This is a genomic window from Mesorhizobium sp. B3-1-7, from assembly GCF_006439385.1.
GTDB lineage: Bacteria > Pseudomonadota > Alphaproteobacteria > Rhizobiales > Rhizobiaceae > Mesorhizobium.
Genome location: NZ_VFTL01000013.1, coordinates 54,199 through 67,998 on the forward strand (window position 1 = coordinate 54,199; position 13,800 = coordinate 67,998).

The 13,800-nt window shown below is 65.4% G+C and carries 14 protein-coding genes; 5 read left to right on the top strand and 9 right to left on the bottom strand.

Features of this window, described 5'->3' with window-relative positions; all coding sequences use genetic code 11:
• Nucleotides 1-9: 9 nt before the first annotated feature.
• Nucleotides 10-903: a DMT family transporter gene (locus tag FJ417_RS12920; protein ID WP_140783709.1), complete on the top strand. Its 894-nt coding sequence runs from the start codon at nt 10-12 to the stop codon at nt 901-903.
• A 40-nt stretch (nt 904-943) separates the two neighbouring features.
• Entirely contained in the window at nt 944-1,861 is a 918-nt protein-coding gene (locus tag FJ417_RS12925) for a DMT family transporter (RefSeq protein ID WP_246687446.1), read from the top strand.
• 183 nt (nt 1,862-2,044) lie between these two features.
• Here the strand turns inward: FJ417_RS12925 and FJ417_RS12930 are convergent, their stop codons facing one another.
• Nucleotides 2,045-2,896: a LysR substrate-binding domain-containing protein gene (locus FJ417_RS12930; RefSeq protein ID WP_140783710.1), complete on the bottom strand. Its 852-nt coding sequence runs from the start codon at nt 2,894-2,896 to the stop codon at nt 2,045-2,047.
• Nucleotides 2,897-3,008: 112 nt separating this feature from the next.
• Here FJ417_RS12930 and FJ417_RS12935 point away from each other — a divergent pair, with 112 nt between their 5' ends.
• Nucleotides 3,009-3,416: a 4-oxalocrotonate tautomerase family protein gene (locus tag FJ417_RS12935; RefSeq protein WP_140783711.1), complete on the top strand. Its 408-nt coding sequence runs from the start codon at nt 3,009-3,011 to the stop codon at nt 3,414-3,416.
• A gap of 34 nt (nt 3,417-3,450) precedes the next feature.
• Here the strand turns inward: FJ417_RS12935 and FJ417_RS12940 are convergent, their stop codons facing one another.
• On the bottom strand, nt 3,451-3,957 hold the full coding sequence (locus FJ417_RS12940) for an RES domain-containing protein (RefSeq protein WP_140783712.1): 507 nt from the start codon (nt 3,955-3,957) through the stop codon (nt 3,451-3,453).
• Nucleotides 3,954-4,439, bottom strand: coding sequence for an antitoxin Xre/MbcA/ParS toxin-binding domain-containing protein (locus FJ417_RS12945; RefSeq protein WP_140783713.1), 486 nt, complete (start codon nt 4,437-4,439; stop codon nt 3,954-3,956). Before FJ417_RS12945 ends, FJ417_RS12940 begins: the two co-directional genes overlap by 4 nt.
• Before the next feature lie 168 nt (nt 4,440-4,607).
• Between FJ417_RS12945 and FJ417_RS12950 the strand changes: the two genes are divergently transcribed.
• Nucleotides 4,608-6,830 (top strand): AMP-binding protein, encoded by a 2,223-nt coding sequence (locus FJ417_RS12950; RefSeq protein WP_140783714.1) that lies wholly within the window; start codon nt 4,608-4,610, stop codon nt 6,828-6,830.
• 28 nt (nt 6,831-6,858) lie between these two features.
• Here FJ417_RS12950 and FJ417_RS12955 read toward each other — a convergent pair whose 3' ends face one another.
• Both FJ417_RS12955 and FJ417_RS12960 read right to left on the bottom strand, forming a co-directional pair.
• The gene (locus FJ417_RS12955; RefSeq protein WP_246687450.1) at nt 6,859-7,602 is read right to left on the bottom strand and encodes a phosphatidylcholine/phosphatidylserine synthase; all 744 of its coding nucleotides are present in this window, start codon (nt 7,600-7,602) and stop codon (nt 6,859-6,861) included.
• Between the two features lie 75 nt (nt 7,603-7,677).
• The gene (locus FJ417_RS12960) at nt 7,678-8,676 is read right to left on the bottom strand and encodes a phosphatidylserine decarboxylase (RefSeq protein ID WP_281405921.1); all 999 of its coding nucleotides are present in this window, start codon (nt 8,674-8,676) and stop codon (nt 7,678-7,680) included.
• Between FJ417_RS12960 and FJ417_RS12965 the strand changes: the two genes are divergently transcribed.
• Nucleotides 8,588-9,451: an SMP-30/gluconolactonase/LRE family protein gene (locus tag FJ417_RS12965; RefSeq protein ID WP_140783781.1), complete on the top strand. Its 864-nt coding sequence runs from the start codon at nt 8,588-8,590 to the stop codon at nt 9,449-9,451. The two genes, FJ417_RS12960 and FJ417_RS12965, sit on opposite strands and share 89 nt — an antisense overlap.
• Here the strand turns inward: FJ417_RS12965 and FJ417_RS12970 are convergent.
• From FJ417_RS12970 to FJ417_RS12985, 4 genes are all read right to left on the bottom strand, one after another.
• Nucleotides 9,427-9,768 carry an antibiotic biosynthesis monooxygenase gene (locus FJ417_RS12970; RefSeq protein WP_140644452.1) on the bottom strand — a complete coding sequence of 114 codons (342 nt, stop codon included), beginning with the start codon at nt 9,766-9,768 and terminating at the stop codon, nt 9,427-9,429. The genes FJ417_RS12965 and FJ417_RS12970 overlap by 25 nt on opposite strands.
• Before the next feature lie 127 nt (nt 9,769-9,895).
• Entirely contained in the window at nt 9,896-11,779 is a 1,884-nt protein-coding gene (locus tag FJ417_RS12975; RefSeq protein ID WP_140783717.1) for an ABC transporter ATP-binding protein/permease, read from the bottom strand.
• Complete coding sequence (locus FJ417_RS12980; RefSeq protein WP_140703111.1) at nt 11,779-12,114, bottom strand: metalloregulator ArsR/SmtB family transcription factor; 336 nt, start codon at nt 12,112-12,114, stop codon at nt 11,779-11,781. The genes FJ417_RS12975 and FJ417_RS12980 overlap by 1 nt, the downstream gene beginning before the upstream one ends.
• 132 nt (nt 12,115-12,246) lie before the next feature.
• On the bottom strand, nt 12,247-13,740 hold the full coding sequence (locus tag FJ417_RS12985; protein ID WP_140783718.1) for a LysM peptidoglycan-binding domain-containing protein: 1,494 nt from the start codon (nt 13,738-13,740) through the stop codon (nt 12,247-12,249).
• Nucleotides 13,741-13,800 lie beyond the last annotated feature (60 nt).

Sequence of the window (13,800 nt, forward strand, 5' to 3'; positions counted from 1 at the left end):
TGAAACCGCATGGCCGATATCGTCGTCCTCGAAAGCCGCGAAAGGGTGCTGGCCGGGATCCTGTTCACGGCCGCCGCCTATTTCCTGTTTTCGGCGCAGGATGCCTCGATCAAGCTCCTGGTCGTCGGCATGACGGTCTGGCAGATCATGTTCGTCCGCTCGATCACCGTGCTCGTCGCCTGCGGCGCGATCGGCGGCAGGCGGCTGTTCGCCGAAACGATCGACTCGCCGATCGTCAAGCCGATGCTGGTGCGCAGCGCCTTCACGCTGGCCGCCTGGCTTTGCTATTACAACGCCGCGCGCTCGCTGCAGCTCGCCGAGCTCACCACCATCTATTACGCAGCACCGATCATCGTCACCGTGCTGTCGGTGCTGATCCTGGGCGAGACGGTGCCGCTGCTGCGCTGGCTGGCGGTGTTCATCGGTTTCGTCGGCGTCTTCATCGCCTGCGATCCAACCCGGCTCGGCCTCTCGCTGCCGGTGCTCCTGGTGCTGGCGGCGGCCGTCCTTTGGGGGATCGCCGTCGTGCTGCTGCGCAAGACCGCCATGCAGGAGCGCACCATGATCCAGCTCGTGCTCAACAATTTCTATTTCCTGCTCTTTTCGACCGTGCCGGCGCTGATCTGGTGGCATATGCCGGACGGAACGCAGTTCCTTTTGCTCATCAGCGTCGGCGCGCTCGGCGGCGTAGCGCAATACATGCTGTTCGAAGGCATGAAGCGCGCGCCGGTGTCGATCGTGGCGCCGTTCGAGTACACATCGCTGGTCTGGGCCTTCGCGCTGGGCTACGCCATCTGGGGCGACCTGCCGCGCACGGAAGTGTTCATGGGCGCGGCGCTGATCATCGGCGCCGGCCTGCTCATCGTCGGCAACGAGCGTTTCCGCAAACGGGAGCAGGCCTGATGACAGAAGGCTGTCAGGAGCAATGGGGTAAGCCGGCGCCATGACCGACACGCTCGACATGCCGGAAAAGCTTGCGCCTGCCGCCGACGTGGCCGCCGCCGAGCGCACGCTCGGCATCATCCTGGTGTCGGCCTCGGCGATCGCCTTCGCGCTGACCGGCGTGCTGACCAAGTCGATCCATGCCGATCCGCTCACCATTACCTGCTGGCGCGGTTTTTTCGGCTCGATCCTGATCAGCTTCTACGTGCTGTGGCGCCGGCGCCGCTCAGGCAGGCGCGAAAGCCTGAAACTCGGCTGGCGCGGCTGGCTGCTGGCAGTCGAAGGGGCAGCGGCCAGCATCGCCTTCATCTCGGCCTTCAAATTCACCTATGTCGCCAATGTCGCCGTCATCTACGCGACCTCGCCCTTCATCGCGGCGCTGCTCGCTTTCCTGTTGGTGCGGGAGAAATTCCGGCTGCAGACGATGCTGGCGGCGGCGGTGTCGCTTTGCGGCGTCGCCATCATGGTGGGCGCCGGCCTCGGCAACGGGCATCTGTTCGGGGATGGGCTGGCGCTTTTGATGACCGCCGGCAGCGCGCTTTACATGATCATGGTGCGCGCTTTTCGCGATTCGCCGGTCGTCTGGGCGGGTGCTGTCTCGGCCGTCCTGCTTTTCGTGCTCGGCTGGTTCGTCACCGATCCGCTGGCCGTGTCCACCCGCGACATGGCGCTGCTCGCCACTTTCGGCTGCTCTTTCGCGCTGGCTTCGATCCTGTGGACGGAAGGGTCGCGGCTCATCCCGTCGGCGGAAGCCGGGCTGCTGGGCTCGGCCGAGGTGCCGTTCGCCATCTTTTTTGCCCTGCTGTTCCTCGGCGAAATCCCGCCGATGGCCAGCATCATCGGCGGCGCTATCGTGCTTTGCGCGGTCTTCGCGCATGCCGGCCGCGACTGGTTGAAGGCGAAATCGGCGCGATCGTAAATTATTTTCGCAGTCATGGAACCATCATCCGAGTCAGGCATTGTTGGTTCGACGGGTCACCCCCCAAGTCCCCCCAAACCCCTCGACCCGTCCGACTAGAAGCCGACCCGCAAAAAGGTCGGCTTTTTCTTTGGGAATTGTTTGCTTCGGGGAACTCCCGGGACATGGCGGCACGGTTTCCATTCAGGCCAAAGCCAGGCCGTCGCCGAGAAGCTGCGCCAAATCCCGCGCCGGGCGAGGAGCCTCGCGGCCGAGCCGGATGGCGAAATCGGCCATCGGCAGCGGCGGGAGGTCGAGATCGGCGGATGCCTCGACGATGCCGGAATGGGCGAAACGCCGGGTGCGCGGCGTCAGCGCGATGCCGGCATTGACCGCGCTGCGCAGGCCGGCAAGGCTGGCGCTGCCGGCGGCGATGCGATAACGGCGGCCGGCCGCGTCGAGCGCATTGAGCGCGGCTTCGCGAAAGCCGCAATAGGGATCGAGCAGCGCCAGCGGCACCGCTTCGGGCCGCGCTGCTAGGCCTTTTTCCGAGCAGAGCCACAGCATCGGCTCGCTGATCACGGCCGTTTCATCCGGCGACGGGGCATGGCGCATCGTGATCGCGAGGTCCAACTGGCCCGCCTGCAGCGCCGATCCGAGTTCCAGCGAGCGGCCGACGCGCAGCTCGATCCTGACGCGCGGATGGCTGACGGCGAAGGCCCTGAGCAGGTCCGGCAGGCCCTGATCGGCGAAATCCTGCGTCGTGCCGATGGCGATGCGGCCGCCGGCGCGCGCGCCCTTCAGCGCCAGCCAGGCCTCGGTGTGTACGGCAAGGATGCGCCGCGCATGGCCGACGAGGTCCTCGCCGGCCGGGGTCAGCCCGCGTCCCCTGCCCTGCGGGGTGAGCAGCGGCTCGCCGACGATCTCTTCGAGCCGCTGCATCTGCGCGGTCACCGCCGACGGCGTGCGCCCGACAGTGGACGCGGCCCTGGCCAGCGAGCCGCCGTCGACGAAAGCGAGGAAGGTTTTCAGAAGATCGGGATCGAGCGTTTCCATACTTCGACAATATCGAAGTAATTATCAAAAACAATTCGATTTTATTGACGAATGGATACGCCCATATCTCTCCCATCGAAGGCGCGACGCGCGAAACCGAAGGAGAGAAGACATGCCGATCATCAACATCAGCATCACCGGCAAGCCCGACGCCAAGCTGTCCGCGGCAATCGCCAAGGAGGCCACCGACATCACCGCCAGGGAGTTGCGCAAGGATCCGACGATCACCGCGGTCGCGGTCAACTACATCGACCCGCAGCACTGGTTCGCCGGCGGCAAGTCGCTGGCCGAGCACGGCGCCAACACGTTCTGGCTGGACATCAAGGTCGTCGACGGCACCAACACCAAGCTCGAGCTCGAAGCCTATCTGAAGGCGATCTTCGAGGCTTTCGGCCGGCTGCTTGGCGGTGTGCATGAGGAAAGCTATGCCTTCGTGCATGAGGTGCCGGCGGCGGCCTATGGCTATGGCGGCAAGAGCCAGGAGTTCCGGTTCATCAGCGGGAGGCTGAAGGCAGTATAGGGTGTTTCGCTCCGCCGCCTGTCTGCACGGTACGCTATCTCGCGGGAGGATGAAGCCTGGTATCCAGCGCGAAATCCTCCTGCAGGCGCGGCTTGTAGAGGCCGCTCGCGCGGCCGGGATCGAACACCAGGTTCCAGCTATGCTGGGACACGGCGCTCGGAATCAGAAATAAGGGGTGCTCCGCTAAGAGACCGTCGCCAAACTGTTGCTGCCCTGCGCTTGGAATGCCTGGCCGAAGCCAGTTTGCGTTTGGAATATCGCCGATTTCCACCACATGAATTTTCGAAGGATCGGCGATCTCGAATGCCGTCAGCACGTGGCGGACTGTATCGAGCGTGCGAAATCCCTTGTGGACCGCCATCTCGAGAATGGCGGTCGAAGGGTCAACGGACGCATATACGGCCCTGACGCCTTTGCTGTTCCACCTTCCCCCGAGTTTGAAGGCTCCCTCGCCGCTGTCCGAGCTTGCCTGGAAGCGTTTGTGATCAAGTCTCCAGCCGAGGACATCGCCCGTTCCGAGAGAACCTGGCAAAGGCGTCACGCGTAGACACCGTAGTCGAGCCGTTCGAGAAATTCCTGCACAAGTATGGTACCCGCCGCTGTGGCCAAGAGATCGATCGGTCGCCTGTTGTCCAACCCCATGGCGGGCTCAATCATCCATTTCTCGGCCGCTTCCTGGTTTCCGAAAACAGACGTGGCCTTGGTGAGAACCCTGGCGAAATTCCAGGTTCTTGAACCTTGCTCCCGATTGAGCGTCCGGGAGTGATCCGATTTGTGCCGCTGAAATGTCCGCTCGCTCATGCCGAATGCCGCCTCGAAGGCATCTGCTTCGATGACGGTCAGTTGCCTGACGAGGCTTTCCAGAGCCTGGCTTGGAATTCCATGCAGGATCATTTCATGCGCCTCGAGCGGGCTGGATACCGAGGATCCAAGAACCTTCGGCCCGCCGAACAGGTCGATCAGCCGTTCGAACTCCGGCTCCATGTGTGGTGCTTCGGCAAACCCCGTCGGGAAACTGGCCATCTCTACCTCTCCGTCACGTGTCATTTTATTTACGACATGTGTCAGAGCCTTTCAAGTGGAGATGGAGGCACTGCTTCAGTCCGCATTGACCTTGCCCCCACTTCCGCTACCCTCTGCCACCGAAGCGGCCGCTCAAGAGCCGCGCCGAGGAGACTGGGAGAGAGCGGCATGATCCTGACCCTGGCGCTGCTGGCGGGCCTTGTCCTTGCCTGGCTGCTGATCGCGGTGATCGAACGGTTCCGGCTCGATCTGCGCTTCACCCAGGCGCTGCTCTATGTGCCGTTCAAGCTCGCCTATCGCGTCGCCGACAACCGCATCCGCATTGCCCGCAGCGCGAAGACGCCGGTGATCTATGTGGTCTCGCACCAGTCGCGCATCGAGCCGGCGCTGATGCTGTCGCTGCTTCCCGACGACACGCTGCATATCCTGGACGAAGCCTCGGCAGGCTCGCCCTGGCTGGAGCCTTGGCGCGAGCTTGCCCGCACCATCGCCTTCAACGCCGAGCATGTCTTCGTCAGCCGGCGGCTGGTGCGCGTGCTGAAGGGCAAGGGGCGGCTCGCCGTCTACCTGCCCGACGATGTCGAGCCGGACGTCAAATCCTTCCGGCTGTTTCGCGCCATCACCCGCATCGCCATGCAGGCCGACGCACGCATCGTGCCGATCTTCGTCGCCGGCACGCGCGACCTGCCGGTGTCGCTGACGCCGAAGGAGAAAGCGCCGCGCCACTGGTTCCCGCGGCTTTCGGTGAGCGTGCTGGAGCCGATGACCATCGCCGAGCTGGTGGCGCGCAACCCGGACATGGCCTCCAACACCAACGCGCTGTTCGACCGTTTCGCCGAAGCGCGGCTCTACGGTACCAATCTCGACCGCGGGCTGTTCCTTGCCATGCGCGATGCCGCCGATCGCGTCGGCCCCTCGCATCCGATCATCGAGGACGTGATTTCCGGCTCGCTCAGCTATCGCAAGCTGTTCATCGGCGCGCGCGTCCTCGGCCGCCATTTCGAGGTGGTGACGGCGCCCGGCGAAGCGGTCGGCGTGCTCCTACCCAACGCCAATGGCGTGGTGCTCACCTTCGTCGGCCTGATCTCAGCGGGCCGCGTCGCGGCGATGATCAACTACACCGCCGGTCCGGCGAGCGTGACCGCGGCGGTCCGCACCGCGGTGATCCGCACCGTGGTCTCATCCCGCCCCTTCATCGAAAAGGCCGCCATCGACGACATCGTCGCCGCGGTCGAAGCGGGCGGCGCCAAGATGCTGTGGCTGGAGGATGTGCGCGCCGGCGTGACGGCCCTGGACAAGGTCGCGGCCGCGCTTTTGTGGCGCTTCCCGCTGCAGCGGCAGCAGGCGGGCAAACCAGCTGTGATCCTGTTCACCTCCGGCTCGGAAGGCACGCCGAAGGCGGTGGTGCTGTCGAACCGCAACCTGCTTGCCAATGTCATGCAGGCCGAGGCACGCGTCTCCGTCTCGCCGGCCGACATCCTGCTCAACGTGCTGCCGGCGTTCCATTCCTTCGGGTTGACCGGCGGCACCATCCTGCCGCTGGTCCTGGGCGTAAAGCTGTTCCTCTACCCCTCGCCGCTGCACTACAAGATCATCCCCGAGATCGCCCGCAAGGTGAAGCCGACCGTGATGTTCGGCACCGACACTTTCCTCGCCAACTATGCCCGAACCGCCAAGGACGGCGACTTCTCCAGCCTGCGCTTCGTCGTGGCCGGCGCCGAAGCGGTGAAGCCGGAGACGCGGCGCACCTATCGCGACCGTTTCCAGGCCTCGATCGTCGAAGGTTTCGGGCTGACGGAGGCCGCACCCGTGGTGGCGGTGAACACCGCCATCCACGGCCGCGACGGCACGGTCGGGCGGCCGCTGCCGGCGATCCGCATGAAGCTGGAGCCGGTCGACGGCATCGCCGAAGGCGGCCGGCTGTGGCTCGACGGGCCGAACATGATGATGGGCTACATGACCGCCGACAGGCCGGGCGAATTGCAGCCGCTGGAAGGCTGGCACGACACCGGCGACATCGTCTCGATCGACCGCGAGGGTTTCATCGCCATTCGTGGCCGAGCCAAACGCTTCGCCAAGATCGCCGGCGAGATGGTGTCGCTGGGCGCCGTCGAGATGCTGGTGCAGTCGCTATGGCCGGAAGAGCGCCACGCGGCGGTGGCCGTGCCGGACAAAAGGCGCGGCGAACGCATTGTGCTGGTGACCACGGCCGACGACGCCAGCGCCGAGGAGTTGCGTCAGTTCGGCAAGAAGGCCGGCGCGGCCGAGCTGATGGTGCCGAACGACATCATCAAGGTGGACGAGATCCCGGTGCTGGGTTCGGGCAAGACGGATTACATATCGGCGCGCAAGCTGGCGATCGACCGGCTGGGGCTGAGCGCCGCTGCCTGATCTCCCCCTCAAGGGGGAAGATTACCAGCTACCCGATATCCGACGGCGGCACCTTCTCGCCTTCGCGCATGGCCCGCTTCGAATAGGCGCGCACCGAGAGTGGCAGGAAAAGCAGATAGCCGGCGACGGAAGCCGTCAGCGTGTACCAGGGATAGGCCATCAACAAGAGGATGTAGAGCACGACGCCGAGGATCACCGGCAGCACCCGATCGCCGGGTATCTTGACGCTCTTGCCCGAATAGACCGGCAGGCGGCTGACCAGCAGGAACGCCACCAATACGGTAAAGCCCGAGGCGATGAAGGCGGCCGGCCGGGTGGGCTCCAGCCCAAGCCGCAGGAAATAAAGATAGAGCGGCAGCATGACCAGCACAGCACCCGCCGGGGCCGGCACGCCGACGAAATATTCGGTCTGCCATGCCGGCTGGTCGGTGTCGTCGGCCAGCACGTTGAAACGGGCAAGCCGCATGCCGCAGGCGATGGTGAAGAGAAGTGCTGCGATCCACCCGGGCGAGCCGGCGCGATCGAGCAGGAAGGCGTAGAGCACCAGCGCCGGCGCCACGCCGAAATTGACGATGTCGGCCAGCGAATCCATCTGCGCGCCGAATTTCGAGGTCGCCTTCAGCATGCGCGCCAGCCGCCCGTCGATACCGTCGAGGAAGGCGGCAAGCAGCACCATGACCACCGCGATCTCGAAGCGGTTCTCGAAGGCGAAGCGGATGCCGGAAAGGCCGGCGCAGATGGCGAGCACCGTGACCAGGTTGGGCAGCACCATGCGCATCGGGATCTCGCGGATGCGCGGACCGCCGCTGGCATGCGCCTCGAATTTCTTGAACGGCGCGCCCAACGCTCAGGAAATCCTGACCAAGGGCGTGACCGCGGTGCCGCCGAATTCGGCAAGCACGGTCTCGCCGCCGACCGCCGTCTGGCCGACCGCGACGCGCGGCACGGCGCCCGACGGCAGGAAGACGTCGACGCGCGAGCCGAAGCGGATCAGGCCGAAACGCTCGCCGATCGCGATCGTACCGCCGGTCTCGGCCCAGCAGACGATGCGGCGCGCCACAAGGCCGGCGATCTGGACGGCGGCGATCGTGCCGTTCGGGCTGTCGATGACCAGGCCGTTGCGCTCGTTCTCGGCGCTTGCCTTGTCGAGCTCGGCATTGAGGAATTTCCCGGGCTTGTGCTCGATGCGCGTGATCCGGCCGCGCACCGGGGCGCGGTTGATGTGGCAGGAAAACACGTTCATGAACACCGAAATGCGGGTCATTTCGCCGGAGCCGAGGCCAAGCTCGCTCGGCGGCACGGCGGGCCCGACCGCCGAAATCACGCCATCGGCCGGGCTCACCACCAGCCGGTCGTCGACCGGCGTGACGCGCTCGGGATCGCGGTAGAAATAGACGCACCAGGCGGTGAGGATCAGCCCGATCCAGAACAGGATCGAGGAGAAATAGCCGAGAAACAGCGTCGCCGCGGCGAAGGCGGCGATAAAGGGATAGCCTTCGCGATGGATGGGAACGAACGTATTCTTGACCGAGTCGAGAAGCGTCATAGGGCTTGGGACGGTCCCTGTTTCAGGTTGCGCCTCAATAGCGGAAAGCCCCCCTCCCCGCAACGCAACAATGGAGGGAGGACAAGCCTGGACGGCAGCGCCGGCGCGCAAACCTGACTTTTGCTCCTGCTGTCGGAACTCGGCTCCGCCACGCGTCCTTGGCGAGAGGACACCCAAGGAGCCCGCAATGCCTTCGCCGAAATCGCCTGCAATGAGTGCCAAGATCGTCACAACAGGCCTCGCCTTCGGCGAGTCGCCGCGCTGGCATGATGGCCGGCTCTGGCTCTGCAACTGGGGCACCGGCGAGATCGTCGCTGTCGACGAGGATAGCCAGAGCGAAGTCATGCTCACCGTGCCGGCCATCCTGCCCTATTCGATCGACTGGTTGCCGGATGGCCGGCTGCTTATCGTCTCGGGCCGGGAAGGCCTGCTGCTCAGGCAGGAAGCAGACGGGACGCTCGTCACCCATGCCGATCTCAGACATCTGTCGAAGAACCCCTGGAACGAAATCGTCGTCGACGGGCGCGGCTACGTCAATGGAGGCGGTCCGGCGCCGGCGCCGGGCGAGCATTTCGGGCCGGGCACGATCGTGCTGGTCGCAGCGGACGGCAGCGTGCGGCAGGTCGCCGAGGACATCGCCTTCGCCAACGGCATGGCGGTGACGCCGGACAACAAGACACTGATCGTCGCCGAATCCCACGCTAACCGATTGACCGCCTTCGACATCGCCACCGATGGCGGCCTTTTCAACCGCCGCGTCTGGGCGCGCCTCGGGAACGATTATCCCGACGGCATTTGCATCGATGCGGAAGGCTGTGTCTGGTACGCTGATGTGCCCAACCGGCACTGCGTGCGTGTGCGCGAGGGCGGCGTGAAGCTCGACGGGATCGCGACCGATCGCGGCTGCTTTGCCTGCATGCTGGGCGGCGCCGACGGCAGGACGCTGTTCATCACCGCCGCCGAATGGCGGGGCTTCGAGCATATGGTCAGCGACGCCCGCACCGGTCAGGTGCTGAGCGCCGCTGTCTCCGTGTCCGGAGCCGGATGGCCTTACAGCTCCGGTACGCGCTGGTAGTTGGCGATGTCGGCCTTGACGCCGAGGCGCGCGATGGTTTCCTGCGCGCTGAAGGCGATGCGTTCATGCGCGGCCCTGACGATCGGCACCACCTTGTCGACGGCATCCTGGCTTTCCCACTCGACCATGGTGACGATGTTGAACTCGCCGGGGCCGGAGAACTGTTCGAGCAGGAAATCCTGCACGAAGCCATCCTGCTGGCGCAGCAGTTCGTGCGTCATGAAGACCTTGCCGAGGATTTCCGCGCGTGCCTCCGCCGGCACGACGAATTTGTCGACCCGGAACACGCTACCGGTGCGGTGATTTCTGGTGCTCATTTCGATCCATCTCCGTTTGGAAGGGTTGCTTGGCAGGAGGCTCGGAGACGGTTTGCAAGGTCAAGGTAAGTTGAGGTCAAGGGGAATTTGGCTCTTCCTTCTCACCCTGCAGGAGAAGGAAGAGGCCTCAGCCAACCTCCGAAGTCCTCCTGCGCACAATCACCCCAAGCTCGTCGCTCTCGCGGGCGATGCGCAGGCGCTCCTCGGCTTCGGTCGCTTCGCGCTGGCGGTCCCACATCGAGGCGTAGAGGCCGTGCTTGGCCAGCAGCGCCGCATGGGTGCCGCGCTCGGCGATCTGGCCGTCCTTGAGCACGATGATCTCGTCGGCCGAGACCACCGTCGACAGCCGGTGGGCAATGACGATGGTGGTGCGGCCCTTGCTGACCTGGTCCAACGCTGCCTGGATTTCCTGCTCGGTGTGACTGTCCAGCGCCGAGGTCGCCTCGTCCAGCATCAGGATCAGCGGCGCCTTGAGGATGGTGCGGGCGATCGCGACGCGCTGCTTCTCGCCGCCCGACAGTTTAAGCCCACGCTCGCCGACCATCGCGCGGTAGCCTTCGGGCAGCTTGTCGATGAACGGCCCGATCTGGGCGAGCTCGGCCGCCTTGCGCACTTCCTCCTCGCTGGCGCCGACGCGACCGTAGCGGATGTTGTAGGCGATGGTGTCGTTGAAGAGCACAGTGTCCTGCGGCACCATGCCGAGCACGGCGCGCAGGCTCTCCTGCGTGACGTCGCGGATGTCCTGGCCGTCGATCAGCACCTGGCCGCCCTGCACGTCGTAGAAGCGGAATAGGAGCCTGGAAATGGTCGACTTGCCGGCCCCGGACGGGCCGACGATCGCCACCGTCTTGCCGGCCGGAACCTCGAAGGAGACGCCCTTCAGGATCTTGCGGTTGGGATCATAGGAGAAATGCACGTCGCGGAACTCGACCTTGCCGGGGCCGACCTTCAAAGGCTTCGCATCCGGCTTGTCGACGATCTCCTGCGGCACGTCGAGCAGGTCGAACATGTGCTCGATGTCGGTCAACCCTTGCCGGATCTCGCGGTAGATGAAGCCGATGAAGTTGAGCGGCACCGAAAGCTGGATCAGCATGGCGTTGATGAAGACGAAATCGCCGACCGTCTGCCTGCCGGCCTGCACCTCCAGCGCCGACATGCACATGACGATGACGGTACCCAGACCGAAGATGACGCCCTGGCCGAAGTTCAGCCAGCCGAGCGATGTCCAGGTTTTCGTCGCGGCGATCTCGTAGCGCGCCATCGAGCGGTCGAAACGCTCGGCCTCCATGCGTTCATTGGTGAAATATTTGACCGTCTCGAAGTTAAGAAGCGAGTCGATCGCCTTGGTGTTGGCGTCGGTGTCGCTGTCGTTCATGTCGCGGCGGATCGAGATGCGCCAGTCGCTGGCCTTGACGGTGAACCAGACATAGAGGCTGACGGTGAGCGCCACCACGGCCACATATTTCCAGCCGTAGGTGAAGGCGAAGATGCCGGCGGTCAGCGCGAATTCGAGGATCGTCGGCGCCGTGTTCAGCATGATGAAGCGCACGATCGTCTCGATGCCCTTGGTGCCGCGCTCGATGATGCGCGACAGGCCGCCGGTGCGGCGCTCGAGATGGAAGCGCAGCGACAGCTGGTGCATGTGGACGAAGGTGCGGAAGGCGAGCTGGCGCACCGCATACTGGCCGACCCGGGCAAAGAGCGCGTCGCGCAGCTGGTTGAAGCCGAGCTGGATCAGGCGCAGGACGTTGTAGGCAATGACCAGCGCCACCGGCGCCAGCAAAAAGGACGGCAGCGGCGGCGGCGTCTTCGAGGCGTGGGCCAGCGCGTCGGTCGCCCATTTGAAGAAATAGGGGCCGGCGACCAGCGTCAGCTTGGCGACGACCAGAAGCAGCGTCGCCCAGGTGACGCGGGCTCGGAGATCGGCGCGTTCGGCCGGCCACATATAGGGCCACAGATTACGTAGCGTGGTGAGGGTGCCGGCTTCGGCGGATACGGTCTTTTCGGCCACTAGTCTTGCCTTTTGGGTAAACCGCTGGGGCAGCAGAAGTTGACGAGTCGGGTGAGCGAGGCCGAGACGCCCTCAAGCGCGGCGTGGTCGACGGCATAGCGCGAGCGCTGGCGGTCGGCCTCGAAACTGACGAGCCCGGCCTCGACCAGGATCTTAAGATGCTGCGAGACGGTCGACTGTGCGAGGTCGAGATGGTCGACCACCTCACGGCACGAGCAGCAGCGGCTGGCCGAAAGGCGCTTCAGGATCTCGATGCGCGCCGGATGCGAGAGCGCTGCCAGGCGGAGCGCCATGGCGTGGCTGTCGCTGCAGCGGATTTCGGAGGATTCGGCCATCGTCCATCGGCGATAGACGATGAAGGGGAATGGGGCAAGCTGGACGGATGGGTAGATTTGAGGTGCTGGCGGGACAGCACCCCCCTCTGCCCTGCCGGGCATCCCCCGCAAGGAGGGAGATCAGCTAATCGCCTACTCCGTCTTCGCCGGCGTGGCTGTCATCTGCTCGCCCATGGCCTTCATGTCGGCGGCCTCGCCTTCCTTCGAAGTCGAGGGCACCTTGAACACCTGGCCCGGCCAGATGCGATCGGGATCGCGGATCTGGTCCTTGTTGGCCAGATAGATCGTCGAGAAGCGAGTGCCATGGCCGTAGACGCGGCGCGAGATGCGCCAGAGCGTGTCGTTGCGGCGGATGATGACGGAGCCGTCGGCATGTTCGAGCTTCGGCGCGACCGTTTCGGGCACGTCGGTCGAGGGCGCCGCCTCGGCAACCTTGGCAGCAGCCCCGGCGGCCGGGGCGGGCTTGGCCGCTTCGGCCGTTGCTGTCTCGGTCGTGGTTTCGGCGGTCTTGGTCTCGGCCGGCTTGGCCTGCGCCGGCTTTGTCTCGCTTGGGGCGACGGCGGCGACCGACTCGCCGGGCTCGCGCTCGAACGGGACGGCAGCGCGGGCGACGACCTTGACGCCATCATTGTCCAGGCCATCGACATGGATGGTGTAGCTGCCGACCGGAATGTCGCGCGTCGCTTCGATCAGGAAATGCCCGTCGGCCGAAGTCTTGGCGTCGCCGAGCAGGATGGCGTCGGCATAGGCGCGCACCTTGCGGCCGGGATCGGCCGTGCCGGCGACGAAGATCTTGCTGCCGTCGATCTCGACCGCTTCGACGGCGATCTTGGGCTCCGCCGCGGCGGCCACAGCCGGCGCGGTCGCCGGAGCCTGGTCGGTGGCGGCGGGCGCGGTCGGCGCCGTGCTGGACGCGGTCGGTGCCGGAGCCTGCTCCGTGGGCGCCGCCGCCTGATCGCTAGCGGCCGGCGCCGCCGGCTTGGTCTCGGCCTCAGGAACGGTGATCAACTGCGAGGCCTTGCCCGGCTCCTCGACCATGGCCAGCACCTGGCCGGTCGGGCTCTGCGGCACTGAGACGACGGCGGTCTGGGCCGAGGCGACGGTCGTGCCGCCAACCGTCTGGCGCAGGGTGATCGTATAGTCGCCCGGCTTCAGCGGATCGTCGAGCACGATGGCGAAGGCGCCGTCGGGACCGGAATCGGTCGAGCCGAGCACCGTGCCCTCATTCAAAATCTCGACCTTGGCGTTGGGCGCTGCGCTGCCGGCGACGACGATCGAGCCATTGCCCTCGACGCGCACGACATCGAAGGTCGGCAGCGTCGGACCGGCGGCGGCGGGCGCCTGGGCGGCCGACGCCATGGCGTTGTTGGCCGGCGCAATCTTATTGGCGGGCGCCATCGTGTTCGCCGGAGCCATTGTGTTTGAAGGAGCCTGGGGCACACGCGCCTCTGTGCTCGTGCTCGAGGATTCAGCCGGTTTCGCAGCGGTCTGCGGCAGCGTCGCGACCTGCGCCGGCTTCTGGTTGTTGATATAAGGGTCGAGCGCGCCCGAGCCGTAGGCGACCGCCGCGACGGCGACAACGCCGCCCGCCGCGAACAAAAACGCCTTAGAAGGATTGATAGCCATAATTCCGTATTGCCCCCTTAGCCACCTAACGCCCGGTCTAGCCTGTTTTCCCGAGTCCGA